Raw genomic sequence first — 15,729 nt, 5'->3', positions numbered from 1 at the left:
TTTCAGTTCCGCATTGCGGAACCTTGTTCCGATGATGTAGTATAGCGCAATGCGCCGTCCGTGCAATAGCCGGAATCGGCACCCGCAATACGACCGTTCGCTGACCGGCCGCGGTGCGTTCCCATCCAACCAGCCGGAGCCGTCCCTTGGCCACTGAATCGCAAGCCTTGTCCGCCACGAAGGATGCGGATGCCGCCGGCGCCGCGCCGCGCGAAAGCGATCCCAATTTCGTCGCCGCCCTGGCGCGCGGCCTGGAACTGCTGCGCTGCTTCCGCACCGGCGAATCGATGCTGGGCAACCAGGACTTCGTGCGCCGTACCGGCTTCCCGAAGGCGACCGTGAGCAGGCTGGCCGGCACGCTGGTGCAGCTCGGCTACCTGCGCTACGACGACAGCCTGGGCAAGTACGCGCTCGACGCCGGCGTGCTGGCGCTGGGCTATTCGTATCTGGCGGCATCCAACGTGGTGACGCTGGCACGCCCGCATATGCTGGCGTTTGCGCAGGCGTACGGGGTGTCTGTGTCGCTGGGCAAGCGCGAGCGGCTGGACGTGATCTATCTCGAGTCGATCCGCAACGATGCCGGCGTGATGCTCGGACTGGGCGTGGGATCGCGGCTCTCGCTGGTATCCAGCTCGATGGGGCGCGCCTATCTGGCAGCCTTGACGGCAGCCAGGCGCGACCGCGTGCTGGCGGAGTTCGCACAGGCCTTTCCGGAGCAATGGAAGACCCAGGAGGCGGCCATGCGCGCGTCGGTGACGCAGGCCGCTGCACGGGGCTATGCGGCATCGTTCCGCGACTGGCACCCGGCGATCCACGCCTGCGCGGTGGCCTTCCGGCCGGTGGGGGAGAAGGAGCTGCACATGCTGAGCTGCAGCGCGTCGTACGGCTCGGTGGAAGAGGCCGAATTCCACGACAAGCTGGCGCCGGCCCTGCGCGCGCTGGCGGCGCGGCTGTCGGACCCGGCGTCCTGAAGCACGGCCCGCGCCGGGGTCCTCCGGGGTCCTTCCTGTCTTGAAGCGTTTCCCGCAGACGCCTAGAGATCGGTGCGCAGTTTCCAGAGTTCGGGGAACAGCACCACGTCGAGCATCTTGCGCAGGTAGCTCACGCCTTCCGTGCCGCCGGTGCCGCGCTTGAAGCCGATCACGCGCTCCACGGTGGTGACATGGCGGAAGCGCCATTGCCGGAACGCATCTTCCAGGTCGACGAACTTCTCGCCCAGTTCATACAGTTCCCAGTGCGCCTCGGGCTGGCGATAGACCTCCAGCCACGCAGCCTCCACCGAGGCATTCTCCCCGGCAGGGCGGGTCCAGTCGCGTTCGATGCAGGCCGCGTCGATGGCGAAGCCGCGCCGCGCCATCAGGCGGATCGCTTCGTCATAGAGCGACGGCGTGCGCAGCGCCTCTTCCACCAGCGCCAGGTGCTCCGGCCGGTGCGCGTGCGGAAGCAGCATGGCGGCGTTCTTGTTGCCGAGGATGAACTCGATCTCGCGATACTGGTAGGACTGGAAGCCGGAGGACATGCCCAGGTAGGGACGCATCGCCGTGTACTCCGGCGGCGTCATGGTGGCCAGCACGCTCCACGCCTGCACCAGCTGCTCCATGATGCGCGACACGCGCGTGAGCATCTTGAAGGCCGGCGGCAACTGGTCGCACCGCACGCATTCGCGCGCCGCGCGCAGTTCGTGCAGCGCCAGCTTCATCCACAGTTCGCTGGTCTGGTGCTGCACGATGAACAGCATCTCGTTGTGCTCGGGCGAGAGCGGATGCTGGGCGTTGAGGATCTGGTCCAGCGCCAGGTAGTCGCCGTAGCTCATGTCCCTGGCGAAGTCCATCTGCGCGTCGTGCCAGGCGGCATCGTTCCCGCTTGCCGCCGCGCTGCCCGCGCCCGACATCGGGCATCCCTTGTTGATCGTCATGGCGAATTCCTGTTCAGGTCACCTGGCCGCGGGCCTGGTGACGCGCTTCCTTGTAGCTGCCGCTGTCGAGCACGTCGCGCAGCACCTCCACCGCATCCCACACGTCGGTAAAGCCGATGTACAGCGGGGTGAAGCCGAAGCGTGCAATGCGTGGTTCGCGGTAATCGCCGATCACGCCGCGCTCGATCAGCGCCTGCACCACCGCGAAGCCRTCGGGATGGGCAAGGCTGACATGGCTGCCGCGGCGTGCATGCGCGCGCGGCGTGGCCAGTTCGAGCGGGTGGTGGCCGCAGCGCTGCTCCACCAGCGCGACGAAGAGATCGGTCAGCAACAGCGACTTGGCGCGCAGCGCCCGCATGTCGGTCTGGGCGAAGATGTCGAGCCCGCATTCGACCATGGCCAGCGAGGTCACGGGCTGCGTGCCGCACAGGAAGCGGCCGACCCCTTCGCGCGGCCGGTAGCCCGGTTCCATCGCGAACGGCGCGGCATGGCCCCACCAGCCGGACAGCGGCTGCCAGAATGCATCGCGCAGCGCGGGCGCCACCCACAGGAAGGCCGGCGAACCGGGCCCGCCGTTGAGGTACTTGTAGGTGCAGCCGACCGCGTAGTCCGCGCCCGATGCCTTCAGCGCAACCGGCACCGCGCCGGCCGAATGCGCCAGGTCCCACACCGTCAGCGCGCCGCACGCGTGCGCCATCTCGGTCACGGCGGCCATGTCCAGCATCTCGCCGCTCTGGTAGTTCACGTGGGTCAGCATCAACACCGCGGTGTCGGCATCGACCGCCGCCTCGATCTCCGCCGGCGAATTCACCAGGCGCAGCGAATAGCCCTGCTGCAGCAGGTCCGCAAGGCCCTGCGCGATATAGAGGTCGGTGGGAAAGTTGCTGGCTTCCGAGACGATCACCTTGCGCCTGGGGTCGCGCGCCTGCTGCACGCGCAGCGCTGCCGCCAGGACCTTGAACAGGTTGATCGACGTGGTGTCCGTCACCACCACTTCGTCCTCGCCGGCGCCGATCAGCGGCGCCAGCTTGTTGCCCAGGCGCTGCGGCAGTTCGAACCAGCCGGCCGTGTTCCAGCTGCAGATCAGGCCCGTGCCCCATTCCTCGCTCACCACCTCGGCGGCGCGCGCGGCGGCACTGCGCGGGCGGGCGCCCAGCGAATTGCCGTCGAGATAGATCACGCCCTCGGGCAGCGCGAATTGGTCGCGCAGGCTGCGCAGCGGGTCCTGCTGGTCTAGCGCGAGACATTGCGCGCGGGTTTGTACGGTCATGGGCGAAGCGTCCTGGAAGAGTTCAGTGGTTCAGTGTCGGGTGGGTGGCGACGCGGCTCCGCGTCATGCCAGGCTGCGCAGTACCGCGCGCACCGGGCTGGCGTCGAGGCCCGCCAGGCGCAGCGGCAGCGCGATCAGTTCATAGTCGCCTTCGTCGACCGCATCGAGCACCAGCCCCTCGAGGATGGCCAGCCGGTGCCGGCGCACCATGCGGTGCGCATCCATGGTCTTGGATTGCTGCGGGTCCAGCGAAGGCGTGTCGATGCCGACCAGCGTCACGCCGTGCGCAGCCAGCAGGGCGATGGTCTCTGGCGCGACCGCGCAGAAATCCGGATCCCAGTGCGCCAGCGGCGCCTGCCGATAAGTGCGCAGCAGCACGCGCGGCGGTGTGCCGGCCAGCGCGTGCCCGAGATGGCGCGGCTCGACCACCGGTGCGGCGCCGATGCAGTGGATGACGCGGCAGGGGCCGAGGTAGGGCGCCAGGTCCACCGCGCCGATGGGCGCGCCGTCGGCGGCGTAGTGCAGTGGCGCGTCGGCATGGGCGCCGGTGTGCGGCGACAAGGTGATGCGGCCGACATTCACCGGGCAGTGCGCGTCCATCTGCCAGGCGCGCTCTTCCTGGAACGGCGTGTCGCCCGGCCACACCGGGGTGGCGGGCGACAGCGGCGGGCTGATGTCCCACAACTGGCGTTCGGTGGGGGGTGCGAGGGCGGCTTGGTCTGTCATTGGCTGGTCGCGCCGTCATCCGGCGCTCCTTGGCTCAGTGGGGAGCGGATGACGGCATGATAGTCAATATTCCGGGCAAGAGGCTTGCTAAATGCCTGGGGTTTTGGTCGCGAATTCGCATAGAATTTCACGAGACGACAAAATGTGTAAATAATCTGCGAAATGAATCTCGACCCCACCGATTTGCGCATCCTGAGCTGCCTGCAGGAGAACGGACGCATCAGCAACCAGGACCTGGCGGACCGCGTGGCGCTGTCGCCGTCGGCCTGCCTGCGGCGGGTGCGGTTGCTGGAAGAAAGCGGCGTGATCGGCGGCTATCGCGCCTGGTTCGATGCCGAGCGGCTCGGGCTGGAAATCGAAGCGATCGTGCAGGTGTCGATGCGGCACGACGTGGAAGGCTGGCACGACACCTTCAACGCGGCGGTGCAGGCGTGGCCTGAAGTGGTGTCTGCCTACATCATCACCGGCGACAGCAACTACATCCTCAAGGTGCAGGCGCGCAACCTCAAGCACTACTCGGATTTCATCGTCAACCGGCTCTACCGCACGCCGGGCGTGATGGACATCCGCTCCAATATCGTGCTGCAGAAGATCAAGACCGATGGCTCCCCACTGGCCGTGATCAAGGGCTCGCCCGGCACATGAGCGCAGGCCCCGCTAGCGCGGCGCGTGCAGCGCGATCAGCCGGCGCAGCGTGTCCTTGAGCTGGTCGGCCTGCGCGGCGCCGAAGTCGTCCAGCACCTGCTGCTCGTGCACGGCGGCCTGGTCGAGCAGGGCGCGGGCACGGGTGCGGCCGCCCGCGGTGATGGAGACCAGCGCATGGCGGCGGTCATGCGCGCCGTTGCGGCGCGTGACCAGGCCGCTGGCCTCCATGCGGTCGATCAGCTTGGTCAGGGTAGGCTGCTTGGTGAGGGTGATATCGGCCAGGGCGCCGATGGTGCAGGCGGGCCGGTCGGCCAGCGTGGCCAGCACGCGCCATTCGGGCACGGAGAAACCCGCGGCTTCCACCTGCCGGTGGAATTCGCCCGAAACGAGATAGCTTGCGCGCGCCAGCAGGTAAGGCAGGTAGCCGTCGACGAAGGCAGGCTTGGACGATTGCGTCATGGCCGTGCGCCCGGCGCCTCAGTCCGCCAGCGGGTAGGTGGTGGCGAAGCGTCCGTCGTGGAACACCAGCGGGCTGCCGCCGTCATCGTGCACGCCGCAGCGCTCCACCTCGCCCACGAAGATCACATGGTCGCCCTCGTCGTACCGGCTGCGGTTATGGCATTCGAACCACGCCAGCGCATTGCTCAGGATGGGCAGGCCGTTCTCGGACAGGCGGTAGTCCACGCCGGCGAAACGATCGCCCTTGAGCGTGGCGAAGCGCTGGCACAGGTCCAGCTGCGTGGATGACAGCACATTGATGATGTAGTGCGAGCCGTCGCGGAACATCGGCAGGCTGTTCGCGCGCGTGGCCATGCTCCACAGCACCAGGGGCGGGTCCAGCGATACCGAGTTGAAGGAGCTGGCGGTGATGCCCACGAACGGCACGCCCGGGGGCGAGCCAGGGCCCGCACGGGTGGTGATGACCGTCACGCCGGTGGCGAACTGCGACAGCGTGCGCCGGAAGTGCAGCGTATCGAAATCGGGAGAAGCAGCCTTGCCGATCATGCGCGGCGTGGCCTCAGGCATGCCCATAGCGCGGGCTCCACTTGAATCCATGAAATTTCATATATTATTTGCGCCAGCGACAAGAAGCACAAGTACAAGCTAATGCGTCCGGTGCCAGGCATCGGTGGGCTGGCGCACCAAGGCTGCCCGCGGGCCTGCCGGGACGCGGCGGATTCCGCACTGGAGGAGACAACATGCTCATCGAGCACATCGAACACCGCTGGCTGGCGGCGTTCCGTCATACCCTCGAACTCTGCGCCCTGTCGGCCGGACAAGTCGTGGGGATTGTAACGGAGTCCCAATCCCGTCCTGTCAATGTGGAGTTGGCCGAGCTGGCGGTGCAGGCGCTCGGCGCCACGCCGGTACGCATCCGGGTGCCGTCCGCGCCCCTCAGTGCGCCCGCCCCGGTGCGCTCCACCGGCGCCAGCGACGCGCTCCGGCAACTTGCTCCGGTAGTGGCCGCGCTGCAACGCTGCCACCTGGTGATCGACTGCACCGTGGAAGGCCTGCTGCACGCTCCCGAGTTGCCGCGCATCCTGCAGGGCGCCGACGGCATCGTGCCGCGGTTGCTGATGGTCAGCAACGAACATCCCGAAATCCTCGAGCGCTGCCAGCCCGATGCTGCGCTGGAGGGCAGCGTGCGCGCCGCCATGAAGCGCCTGCGCGGCGCGCGCGAGATGCGCGTGCGTTCGGCGGCCGGAACCGAGCTGCGCATCGGCCTCGGCGACGCCCGCGTGGGCGGCGTGTGGGGCTACTGCAACAAGCCGGGGCAGGTCGCGCACTGGCCGGGCGGCCTGTGCCTGGCATTTCCCGCCGGTGGCCAGGTCAACGGCACGCTGGTGCTGGCGCCCGGCGACGTCAACCTGACCTTCAAGACCTACCTGCGCGACATCATCGTCTGCCATGTCGAGGATGACTACATCGTCGCCATCGAAGGCCTGGGTGTCGACGCCGACATGATGCGCGGCTACTACGCGGCGTGGGCCGACCGCGAAGGCACGCGCGATGCCTATGCGGTTTCCCACGTGGGCTGGGGCATGAACCCGCAGGCGCGCTGGGATGCGATGACGTTCTACGACAAGCGCGACTGCAACGGTACCGAGCTGCGCGCCTTTGCCGGCAACTTCCTCTATTCGACCGGCGCCAACGAGGTCGCCGGCCGCCACACCCTTGGCCACTTCGACCTGCCGCTGCGCAATTGCACCGTCACGCTGGACGGGGCGAACGAGGTCGAGGAAGGCAGGCTGGCCGCGGCCAGCTGATGCGATGGCCGGGCAGACCATTTGAAGAGGGCAGGCGCATGACAGGAAACGCAATGGCAGAGACCACAAAGACCACAGCGACCACAAAGACCACCATCCACACCCATCCCAACGGCATCGCCACCATCGCGCAGGGCGATGGCCCGGTGGCGGTGGTGATGCTGCATGGCATCGGCGGCGGCAAGGCCGCGTGGCCGGCGCAGCTCGACGCGCTGGCGCAGGCGGGCTATCGCGCCGTGGCCTGGGACATGCCTGGCTACGGCGCGAGCGCAATGATCGAGCCCTACGATTTCGCCGGGCTGGCGCAAGCGCTGATGCCGGTGTTGCAGGCCGAGCGCGACGCCGGCCGGCGCGTCCTGCTGCTGGGTCACAGCATGGGCGGCATGGTGGCGCAGCAAGCATACGCCGCCGCACCCGCGCTGATCGACGGCATGGTGCTGTCCGGTACCTCGCCGGCGTTCGGCAAGGCTGATGGCCAGTGGCAGCGCGACTTCGTCGCCGCGCGCACGGCGCCGCTCGACGCGGGCAAGACCATGGCCGAAATGGCGAGCGGGCTGGTGCGCGCGATGGTGGCGCCGCAGGCGGATGCCGATGCGGTAGCCTTCGCCGCCAGCGTGATGGCTGCCGTCCCCCCCGCGACCTATCGCGCCGCGCTGCAGGCGCTGGTGCGTTTCGATTGCCGCGAGCTGCTGGCGCGCATCACGGTGCCGGTGCTGGCGCTGGCCGGCGAGCACGACGCCAATGCGGCACCGGCGGTGATGGAGCGCATGGCGCAGAAGATCGCCGGCGCCGAGTACCTGTGCCTGCCGGCGGTGGGTCACCTCGCATGCATGGAACGGCCCGCGGCATTCAATGCCGCCGTGCTCGCTTTCCTCGGCCGCCATTTTCCCGCGCGCTGAAGGCGGCGTTTCACCAGAAAACACAAGCAATAGCGAGGCATCGCCGCGCGACGATGCCCGGGAGACCAACCAATGCCATTGGACTTTATCCCTGCCGTCGGCGCCGCCGACTTCACCCAGGCGCAGGAGCGCCTGCTGGTGCTGGCCAACCGGCTCGGCCGCGAGCGCTTCGCCCCGCGCGCTGCACAGTGGGACCGCGAGGCCAGCTTTCCCTTCGCCAACTATGACGACCTGCGCGAAGCCGGCCTGCTCGGCCTGTGCGTGCCGCGCGAGTTCGGCGGCGAGGGCGCGGACTTCGCTACCTATTGCATGGTGGGCGCGGAGATCGGCCGCTTCTGCGGTGCCACGGCACTGACCTACAACATGCATATCTGCTCCACCATGTGGACGGGCATGCTGGCCGACGGCGTCGCCATGACGCCCGCGCAACGGGCCGAACACGACGGCCGCCGCGAGCTGCATTTCGCGCGCGTGGTCAGGGACGGCGCCATCTACGCGCAGCCGTTCTCGGAAGGCTCGGCCGCCGCCGCCGGGCGAGCCCCGTTCGGCACCAGCGCGCACAAGGTCGATGGCGGCTGGGTGCTCAACGGCCGCAAGATCTTTGCTTCGCTGTCGGGCGCCGCCGACTACTACGGCATCCTTTGCACCGAGGAATGCGCCGACCATTCGCCCGACATGCGCGACACGCTCTATATCGCCGTGCCGGGCAATGCCGAAGGCCTCGCCGTCACCGGCGAGTGGGACCCGATGGGCATGCGCGGCACGGTCTCGCGCACGCTGCTGCTCAAGGATGTGTTCGTCGCCGACCACGAGCAGCTGATGCCGCGCGGCGTCTACTTCAAGGCCGCGCAGACCTGGCCCGCGATGTTCTTCACGCTCTCGCCGACCTACCTCGGCGTGGCCCAGGCAGCCTATGACTTCACCGTGCAGTATCTGCGCGGCGAGGTGCCGGGCCAGCCGCCGGTGAAGCGGCGCATGTATCCCACCAAGCAGATCGCGGTGGCGCAGATGCGCATCCAGCTGGAAAACATGCGCTCGATCTTCTGGCGCGTGATCCACGAAGCGTGCGCCAATCCTTCCAAGGATGCGCGCATGCGCCTGTACGCCGCGCACTACAGCGTGATGGAGGGCGCCAACGACATCGCGCGCCTGGCGATCCGCACCTGCGGCGGGCAGTCCATGCTCAAGGACCTGCCACTCGAGCGGCTTTACCGCGATTCGCGCTGCGGCGCGCTGATGCTGCCGTGGACCGCCGAGCTGATCCTCGACCGCATGGGCCGGGAAACGCTCTACGAATCGGGCGAGCGCGACGAATGAGCGCGCGTGCCGACCGGCTCCTTGTCGTTCCCGCCGGCACGCCGGAGCCAGGCGCCTTGCTGCGCGCGCTGCATGCGCACGCACGCGCGGCGCCGCAGCGGCCCGCGCTCCACAGCCTCGGCCACACCATCAGCTACGGCCGGCTGTGGCGGCGCGTGGAGCGTCTCAGTGCCCACCTTGCCGGCACCTGGGGCGTGCAGCCGGGCGAGCGGGTTGCCACGCTCTGCCTGAACCACGACCTGCAGCTCGCCATGCTGTTCGCCTGCGCACGGCTCGGCGCGATCTTCGTGCCGCTGAACTTCCGTCTTGCGGTTCCCGAGCTGGAAGCCATCGCAGTGCATGCGGGCATCCGCGTGCTGTTCCACGACGCGCCACACGCGCAGGCGGCCGGGGCAGTGGCCGCCGCGGCCGCCTGCGCAACGCAGGCTCGCGTCGGGCACGCGCCCATCGACAGCCTGGTGGATCGTCCTGCCACGGGACACGCGGCGCTGCCTGCGCCGCCCGGGCAACCAGACCAGGCGCCGCTGCTGCTGGTCTATACCTCGGGTTCCACCGGTCAGCCCAAGGGCGCACTGCACACGCAGGCGGCCTTGCTGGCCAATGCGCGCGCGAGCTGGTGGGCGCACGGCATGACGCCGGACGACCACGTCCTGTCGGTGCTGCCGCTGTTCCATGTGGGCGGCCTGTGCATCCAGACGCTGCCGGCCCTGCTGGCCGGCGCGCAGGTCACGCTGCACCAGCGCTTCGCGCCGCAGGCATGGCTGGCCGAACTGGCGCGCTCCAAGGTCACGCTGTCGCTGATGGTGCCGGCCACGCTGCGCGCGGTGCTCGAGCACCCGGACTGGGCGCGCGCGGACCTTGCTTCGCTGCGCGGCGTGATGGCGGGATCGTCGCCGATTCCGCGCGCGTATATCGATGCCTTCCATGCGCGCGGCGTGCCGCTCGGGCAGGTCTAYGGCGCCACCGAGAGCGGCCCGGTGTCGGTCGTGCTGCGGCTGGACCAGGCCATGGCACACCCCGGCTACGCGGGCTGGCCGCAGCCCGAAGTGCGGGTGCGCGTGGCCGGCGCCGGCGGCGCCGAGGTGGCGCCAGGCGAGGTCGGCGAGTTGTGGCTGTCCGGCACCAACCTGATGCAGGGCTACTGGCGCCAGCCGGACCATCCGGATTTCCGCGACGGCTGGTTCCATTCGGGCGACCTCGCGCATTGCAATGCCGACGGCTGCATCGAGGTGGTCGGCCGCAGCAAGGACATGATCATTTCGGGCGGCGAGAACATCTATCCGGCCGAGATCGAGAACGTCCTGCTGGGCCTGCCGGGCGTGGCGGATTGCGCGGTGGTCGGCCTGCCCGATACGCACTGGGGCGAGGTGCCGGTCGCGGTGGTGGTGCCGGCCACTGGCGCGGACCGTGCCGCGCTGGCGCAGGAGCCGCTGCGCGAAGCGCTGGCCGCGCAGATCGCGCGTTTCAAGTTGCCGCGCCGCGTGGTGCTGCTCGATGCCCTGCCCAGGAGCGCGCTGGGCAAAGTGCTCAAGCCGCAATTGCGCGCCTGTTTCTGGTGCCTGGAGGCGGTGTACCAGCAGGTCAGGGGGGTGCGGGCGGTGGAGTCAGGCTATACCGGCGGCCACGTGAACCATCCGACGTACGAGCAGGTATGCGACGGTGAGACCGGACACGCCGAAGTGGTGCAGGTGAGCTTCGACCCGTCCGTGATCAAGTATCGCGAGATCCTGGAGATCTTCTTCGCCATCCATGACCCGACCACGCTGAACCGGCAGGGCAACGACGTCGGCACGCAATACCGCTCGGTCATCTTCACGCACTCCGAGCCCCAGCGCGCGATGGCCGAGTACGTCATGCGCGAAGTTATCGCGCAGAAGCTCTACGACGCCCCGCTGGTCACCCAGATCGAGCCCACCCAGCCGTACTGGCGTGCCGAGGAAAGCCACCAGAACTACTACCAGAACCACCCCAACCAGGGTTATTGCTCGTTCGTGATCTCGCCCAAGCTGGCCAAGTTCCGGCAGAAGTTCGCGCACTTGCTGATCCGGTGAGGCGCGCCGTCGCCGGTGCGCTTGCGTGCCGGCGAGCCGCTCAGTTCGCGGCAAGCCGCTCGGCGATCGCCTCCGCCAGCCGCACGCAGGTCAGCGGCGCGGAACCTTCGGCCTTGTTGCTGACGATCACATAGGCGGGCTGTCCGGCGCGCAGCGTGCGGGCAACCTGCTCGGCGATCACGGCGCGCGTGTGCGGATCTTCGTCGACCAGCCGGTCGAACGGCGCGTAGCGCGATTCGGCCTGCTCGTAGGCAAAGCCCGCATGCAGCATCCAGCGCAGCACCAGTGGTCCCGGCGCGGCTTCATCCATCAATGCCTGCGCGGGCAGCTGGCGTTCTGCCGGCGGCATGCGCTCGCGCGCCGACAGGCAGAAACGCACGCCACGCGCACGCAGCAGCTTGATGAAACGGGGCGTGAGCAGGGACGCATCGCGCAGTTCCACCGCATAGCACGCATGCGGCGTGGCGGCGGCGTCGAGCGCGGGCAGGGCACCCAGGAAAGCATCGAGCCGAGACAGGAAGCCGGCGCTGTCCACGGCCATCGCGCCCAGCGGCGACAGCTGGAACAGCAGCGGGCCGCACTTGGCTCCGAGCCCCGCGGTAGCCGGCCCGACGAAATCGCGCGCCGCGATCCCCGCATCGAGGAAGCTCGCATTGGCCAGCCGCCCCGCGCCCTCCGACGTGCGCAGCCACGGATCGCATACGCTCGCGGGCGCCTTGGTCAGGAAGCGGAAATGCGCCGGCACCTGGGCCGCATAGGCAAGATAGTCCGCAAGCGGGATCGGTGCGTAGAAGCCGCGGTCGATGCCGGCAGCCCGTAGCAGTGGATGCAGGGAGTAAGCGGCCAGGCCCTTGCGCGAGAGCAGGTTGTCGCTGTATTCACCGTGGTAGACCAGTCCGTTCCAGCCGCCATAGGACCACGACGATGTACCGAGGTGCAGTCCGGCCGGAAGGCGCTCGGCCAGTGCGAGCAGGGCGGGATCGGGAGGGGGCGCCTGCACGCTTTTTCCGCGCACAGGGCGCGCGGCGCAGGCCGTGGCGTCGGTGCCAGGCAATGTGTCGCCACTGCGCGCGGTGGCCGCGGGTATTTCCGGCAGGCCGCCGAACAGGTCTTCAGTCAAGCAGGTTTTCAGTCCAGCGATTTGTCGTAGATATAGCGGCGCGACCAGGGCAGGCCCGTCGCCGACAGGCCGGCCTTGTGGCACACCACCTGGTAGATCGACATCTGGTCGGTGTCGAAGGCATGCGCGCAGCCCGCCAGGTAGACGCGCCAGATGCGGTATTTCTTCTCGCCCACCATGGCGCGGATGGTATCACCCTGCGCCTCGAAGTTGTCCGCCCAGTGATGCAGCGTGCGGTGATAGTGGCCGCGCATCAGTTCGACGTCGGTCGCCTCCAGGCCGCCGCGCTGCAGGGTGTTGAGCACCATGCCGATGTGCGGCAGCTCGCCCTGCGGGAACACATAGCGATCCATGAACTCGGAGCCGTCCATCGGCGTGGCGCCGCTATCCGGATCGGGCGAGGTGATGCCATGGTTCATGGCATAGCCGTCGTCGGCCAGCAGGTCGCACATGCGGCTGAAGTAGCCGGACAGATTGTTCTTGCCCACGTGCTCGAACATGCCGACGCTGGTGATGCGGTCGAAGGTCCCGGCGGTATCGCGGTAGTCCTGCAGGCGGATCTCGATGCGCTCGGACAGTCCGGCCTGCCTGACGCGCTCGGTAGCGAGGTCGAACTGGTTTTGCGACAGCGTGATGCCCACGCAGCGCGCGCCGAACTTCTGCGCCGCGCGCAGCACCAGCGCGCCCCAGCCGCAGCCGATGTCGAGCAGGGTCTGCCCGGGCTGCAGGCGGATCTTGGTCAGGATGTGGTCGATCTTCTTGCGCTGCGCGGTGGCGAGATCCTCGTTGCCGTGCTCGAAATAGGCGCAGGAATAGACCATCGCCGGGTCGAGCCAGAGCCGGTAGAACTCGTTGGAAACGTCGTAGTGGTACTGGATCGATGCCTTGTCGGCCGCCTTGGTGTGAGCGAAGTGCTGCGCCACCCGGGCCAGTGCGCCGCCTGCCTGTGCGCTGGCGGCGGCGGAAAAGCGGTAGGCCACGGCGATGATGTCGCTGAGCTTGCCGTCCAGGTCGATCTTCTCCTGTACGTAGGCTTCACCGAGGTTGTCCAGGCTGGGCGTCAGCAGCAGTGACAGGGCGCCGGCCTCGCGTATCGTCAGCGTCACAGCCGGGTGCTCGAAACGGCCGAGTGGATATTCGCTGCCGTTCCATAGCCGCAATCTGACAGGGAGATTGGCACGGTCGCGCAAATCGGCGATCCAGTGATCCAGTTGCTTGTCCAGTGCTTGCTTGAAAAACATGCGGCCTCCCTATTCGGCGGTTGCGGCACACTCCTCGAACCTCAGCATCGGGCAGGCTTGTGGCCCGCGCCTTATGGCCGCTCCCTGATGGAAGCAGCCATAAACCACTTTACGACAATTCCCAAATTTGTGCAGTGCGCGGCCCCGGTCGGGCGAGCGTTCCCAGGGCCCCCGCGTCCTTCATGGCGACAGCCGCGCGATCTGCCACGCACCGTCCGCCTGCAGGCGGTAGGCGATGCGGTCATGCAGGCGCGACGGGCGGCCCTGCCAGAACTCGATCCGTGTCGGCGCGAGACGGTAGCCGCCCCAGTGGGCCGGGCGTGGCGGGTTGTCGCCGAACTTGGCGCGGAAATCCGCTTCGCGCTGCTCCAGCACGGCGCGGTCCGCGACCTCGCGGCTTTGTTCCGAGGCCCAGGCGCCGAGGCGCGAGCCGAGCGGGCGCGAGGCGTAGTAGGCATCGCTCTCGGACTCGTCCACCTTCTCCACGACGCCTTCCACGCGCACCTGGCGCTCCAGTTGCACCCAGTGGAACAACAGCGCCGCGCGCGGGTTGGCAGCCATGTCCAGGCCCTTGCGGCTTTCATAGTTGGTGAAGAACGTGAAGCCCCTGGCATCCATGCCCTTGAGCAGGACGATGCGCGCGGAAGGCTGGCCGCCGGCATCGACCGTTGCCAGCGTCATCGCATTGGGTTCGGGCAGCTTGGCGTGGGTGGCTTCATCGAACCAGCGCTGGAACTGGCTGATCGGGTCGGGCGCCACGTCGGACTCGGAAAGGGAGCCCAGCACATAGGTGCGGCGGAGGTCGGCAAGTTGGGTCATGTCAGGTCAGGTATCAAGTCTGCGGGCCGCGCACCGGGCAAGCCTGCCCGGCACCGGCGGCGCGCCTGATTTGAGTATAGCGAAAGCGCTGCAAGCCGCATTTGCGCCTGCGCAATCCCTTCGCCCGGCCAGCGCTCAGGCCTCGGACGGCGGCAGCTTGCGCGCATGCGCGCGCGAATAGTAGCCAGCCACGCCCATGGCGCCCGCCATCGACAGGAAGATCGGCAGCATGCCAAGCGCCGTGCCGACCACGCCGAATGTCAGCGGCCACACCACCTGGCTCGTGTTGAGCACCGCCGAACGCAGGCCCAGCGCTTCGCCGGCACGCCCGGAAGGCGACGCCGCATGCAGGATGTTCATCACGTTGGGTTGCGCGCTGCCCAGCGCGAGCCCGAGCAGGAACGCCAGGCAGCACATCAGCCAGAACTGGGACACGAAGGGATAGAGCAGGTAGGCCACCGCGCCGACCAGCAGCGCGCCGCGGATCACCTTCCATTCGGACAGCCGGCGCGACACCAGCGGCATCGCCACCCGGATCGCGAAGGTGGCGATGGCGAAGGCGCCCAGCACCCAGCCGATCGACGACGGCGAAAGCCCGACGCGCGTGCCCTGGATCGGGATCAGGAATGCGTGCAGGTCCCAGGCGGCGGACAGCACTGCGCTGGCGATGAAGACCGCACGCAGCTCGGGGTGCGCCAGCAGCCCCAGCGTGGAGTTGCGGCTGCCGTCGGCGATGGCGCCGCGTGCGGCACGCCCGCCGCGTTCGGGCAGCCGGCGGCGTACCAGGCACAGCCCGGCCAGTCCGGCGCCGGCCACCACGACTAGCGCGCAGAAGGCCGGACGGAAGCCGGCGTGCTCGATCAGGTAGCCCATCACCACCGGCCCCACCGTGCCCGAGAACGACAGCCCGAGCGCGTGCAGCGTGTAGTTGCGCAGTCGCGTGCCGTCGCTGGAGATCTGCCCGATCAGCAACTGCATGGCGACCTGGACCAGCATGAAGCCGACCCCGATCAGCGCGCACGAAAGATACAGCGCCGCGATGCCCGGCCACAATGCCGGCAGCAGCGTGCCCGCCAGGACCATCATCGAACCGGCGGCCATGGGCTTGCGCGGCCCGGTCTCATCGATGCGCTTGCCGGCATGGATGGCCAGCAACATCGGCAACAGCGCATAGAGCGACATCAGGATGCCGAGCGTGACGGTGGAAGCCTTGAGGGAGAGGGCGAACAGCGAGACCACCACGCGGCTGGCATTGAAGGCCACGTGGTTACACACCGTGAGCGCGATCAGGCAACTGATCGGCGGAACGGTGGTCTGTAGCGGCGGCATGCGCGGGCGGGGGCGGGTAGGAAACCGGAGGAAAAACAAGTGCGGCCGAAACCGCACCCAGGGAAGGAGGCCACGATCGCTCGCGGACATCCGTATTGCGCCATCTATTGGAAACTTCGTTGTAAATGGC

15 protein-coding genes and 1 pseudogene are annotated in these 15,729 nt (G+C 68.3%); 7 read left to right on the top strand and 9 right to left on the bottom strand.

The window, feature by feature from the left end; all coding sequences use genetic code 11:
- Window positions 1-146 precede the first annotated feature (146 nt).
- The gene (locus AC1DK4_RS11880) at window positions 147-971 is read left to right on the top strand and encodes an IclR family transcriptional regulator (RefSeq protein ID WP_441613202.1); all 825 of its coding nucleotides are present in this window, start codon (window positions 147-149) and stop codon (window positions 969-971) included.
- 62 nt (window positions 972-1,033) lie between these two features.
- Here the strand turns inward: AC1DK4_RS11880 and kynA are convergent, their stop codons facing one another.
- The 3 genes from kynA to kynB all read right to left on the bottom strand — a co-directional run bounded on the left by kynA (window position 1,034) and on the right by kynB (window position 3,911).
- Window positions 1,034-1,915 (bottom strand): tryptophan 2,3-dioxygenase, encoded by an 882-nt coding sequence (gene kynA / locus AC1DK4_RS11875; protein ID WP_441613201.1) that lies wholly within the window; start codon window positions 1,913-1,915, stop codon window positions 1,034-1,036.
- 13 nt (window positions 1,916-1,928) lie between these two features.
- Window positions 1,929-3,185: a kynureninase gene (kynU, locus tag AC1DK4_RS11870; RefSeq protein WP_441613200.1), complete on the bottom strand. Its 1,257-nt coding sequence runs from the start codon at window positions 3,183-3,185 to the stop codon at window positions 1,929-1,931.
- A gap of 63 nt (window positions 3,186-3,248) precedes the next feature.
- Complete coding sequence (gene kynB / locus AC1DK4_RS11865; RefSeq protein ID WP_441613199.1) at window positions 3,249-3,911, bottom strand: arylformamidase; 663 nt, start codon at window positions 3,909-3,911, stop codon at window positions 3,249-3,251.
- Window positions 3,912-4,073: 162 nt separating this feature from the next.
- On the opposite strand from kynB, the gene AC1DK4_RS11860 reads away from it, so the two are divergent.
- On the top strand, window positions 4,074-4,556 hold the full coding sequence (locus AC1DK4_RS11860) for an Lrp/AsnC family transcriptional regulator (protein WP_441613198.1): 483 nt from the start codon (window positions 4,074-4,076) through the stop codon (window positions 4,554-4,556).
- A gap of 12 nt (window positions 4,557-4,568) precedes the next feature.
- Here the strand turns inward: AC1DK4_RS11860 and AC1DK4_RS11855 are convergent, their stop codons facing one another.
- Both AC1DK4_RS11855 and AC1DK4_RS11850 read right to left on the bottom strand, forming a co-directional pair.
- Complete coding sequence (locus AC1DK4_RS11855) at window positions 4,569-5,015, bottom strand: MarR family winged helix-turn-helix transcriptional regulator (RefSeq protein WP_441613197.1); 447 nt, start codon at window positions 5,013-5,015, stop codon at window positions 4,569-4,571.
- An 18-nt stretch (window positions 5,016-5,033) separates the two neighbouring features.
- Window positions 5,034-5,588 carry a flavin reductase family protein gene (locus AC1DK4_RS11850; RefSeq protein ID WP_441613196.1) on the bottom strand — a complete coding sequence of 185 codons (555 nt, stop codon included), beginning with the start codon at window positions 5,586-5,588 and terminating at the stop codon, window positions 5,034-5,036.
- A 167-nt stretch (window positions 5,589-5,755) separates the two neighbouring features.
- On the opposite strand from AC1DK4_RS11850, the gene AC1DK4_RS11845 reads away from it, so the two are divergent.
- The 5 genes and pseudogenes from AC1DK4_RS11845 (at window position 5,756) to msrA (ending at window position 11,090) form a co-directional block, all read left to right on the top strand.
- Entirely contained in the window at window positions 5,756-6,823 is a 1,068-nt protein-coding gene (locus AC1DK4_RS11845) for a 2,5-dihydroxypyridine 5,6-dioxygenase NicX family protein (RefSeq protein ID WP_441613195.1), read from the top strand.
- Between the two features lie 53 nt (window positions 6,824-6,876).
- Window positions 6,877-7,722: an alpha/beta fold hydrolase gene (locus AC1DK4_RS11840; RefSeq protein WP_441613194.1), complete on the top strand. Its 846-nt coding sequence runs from the start codon at window positions 6,877-6,879 to the stop codon at window positions 7,720-7,722.
- Between the two features lie 72 nt (window positions 7,723-7,794).
- On the top strand, window positions 7,795-9,039 hold the full coding sequence (locus AC1DK4_RS11835; protein ID WP_441643191.1) for an acyl-CoA dehydrogenase family protein: 1,245 nt from the start codon (window positions 7,795-7,797) through the stop codon (window positions 9,037-9,039).
- Window positions 9,036-10,586: pseudogene (locus AC1DK4_RS11830) on the top strand (class I adenylate-forming enzyme family protein); the annotation flags it as partial. The gene AC1DK4_RS11835 and the pseudogene AC1DK4_RS11830, both read left to right, overlap by 4 nt.
- Window positions 10,563-11,090 (top strand): peptide-methionine (S)-S-oxide reductase MsrA, encoded by a 528-nt coding sequence (msrA, locus tag AC1DK4_RS11825; protein ID WP_477131556.1) that lies wholly within the window; start codon window positions 10,563-10,565, stop codon window positions 11,088-11,090. The pseudogene AC1DK4_RS11830 and the gene msrA, both read left to right, overlap by 24 nt.
- Before the next feature lie 40 nt (window positions 11,091-11,130).
- Here msrA and AC1DK4_RS11820 read toward each other — a convergent pair whose 3' ends face one another.
- From AC1DK4_RS11820 to AC1DK4_RS11805, 4 genes are all read right to left on the bottom strand, one after another.
- Window positions 11,131-12,210, bottom strand: coding sequence for a DUF72 domain-containing protein (locus AC1DK4_RS11820; RefSeq protein WP_441613190.1), 1,080 nt, complete (start codon window positions 12,208-12,210; stop codon window positions 11,131-11,133).
- Between the two features lie 8 nt (window positions 12,211-12,218).
- The gene (locus AC1DK4_RS11815; protein ID WP_441613189.1) at window positions 12,219-13,451 is read right to left on the bottom strand and encodes a class I SAM-dependent methyltransferase; all 1,233 of its coding nucleotides are present in this window, start codon (window positions 13,449-13,451) and stop codon (window positions 12,219-12,221) included.
- A gap of 180 nt (window positions 13,452-13,631) precedes the next feature.
- Window positions 13,632-14,270, bottom strand: coding sequence for a pyridoxamine 5'-phosphate oxidase (pdxH, locus tag AC1DK4_RS11810; protein WP_441613188.1), 639 nt, complete (start codon window positions 14,268-14,270; stop codon window positions 13,632-13,634).
- A 135-nt stretch (window positions 14,271-14,405) separates the two neighbouring features.
- Window positions 14,406-15,599 (bottom strand): MFS transporter, encoded by a 1,194-nt coding sequence (locus AC1DK4_RS11805; RefSeq protein ID WP_441613187.1) that lies wholly within the window; start codon window positions 15,597-15,599, stop codon window positions 14,406-14,408.
- Window positions 15,600-15,729: the final 130 nt, after the last annotated feature.

This window comes from Cupriavidus sp. 05N38, from assembly GCF_056397345.1.
This window is presented reverse-complemented; position numbering and strand designations above follow the sequence as displayed.

Excerpts from the sequence above, each read along its gene's own strand:
- kynB (WP_441613199.1), bottom strand. The coding sequence starts at position 3,911 with ATGACAGACCAAGCCGCCCTCGCACCCCCCACCGAACGCCAGTTGTGG.
- AC1DK4_RS11815 (WP_441613189.1), bottom strand. The coding sequence starts at position 13,451 with ATGTTTTTCAAGCAAGCACTGGACAAGCAACTGGATCACTGGATCGCC.
- kynA (WP_441613201.1), bottom strand. The coding sequence starts at position 1,915 with ATGACGATCAACAAGGGATGCCCGATGTCGGGCGCGGGCAGCGCGGCG.
- AC1DK4_RS11805 (WP_441613187.1), bottom strand. The coding sequence starts at position 15,599 with ATGCCGCCGCTACAGACCACCGTTCCGCCGATCAGTTGCCTGATCGCG.
- AC1DK4_RS11860 (WP_441613198.1), top strand. The coding sequence starts at position 4,074 with ATGAATCTCGACCCCACCGATTTGCGCATCCTGAGCTGCCTGCAGGAG.
- pdxH (WP_441613188.1), bottom strand. The coding sequence starts at position 14,270 with ATGACCCAACTTGCCGACCTCCGCCGCACCTATGTGCTGGGCTCCCTT.
- AC1DK4_RS11840 (WP_441613194.1), top strand. The coding sequence starts at position 6,877 with ATGGCAGAGACCACAAAGACCACAGCGACCACAAAGACCACCATCCAC.
- AC1DK4_RS11835 (WP_441643191.1), top strand. The coding sequence starts at position 7,795 with ATGCCATTGGACTTTATCCCTGCCGTCGGCGCCGCCGACTTCACCCAG.
- AC1DK4_RS11850 (WP_441613196.1), bottom strand. The coding sequence starts at position 5,588 with ATGGGCATGCCTGAGGCCACGCCGCGCATGATCGGCAAGGCTGCTTCT.
- AC1DK4_RS11855 (WP_441613197.1), bottom strand. The coding sequence starts at position 5,015 with ATGACGCAATCGTCCAAGCCTGCCTTCGTCGACGGCTACCTGCCTTAC.
- AC1DK4_RS11845 (WP_441613195.1), top strand. The coding sequence starts at position 5,756 with ATGCTCATCGAGCACATCGAACACCGCTGGCTGGCGGCGTTCCGTCAT.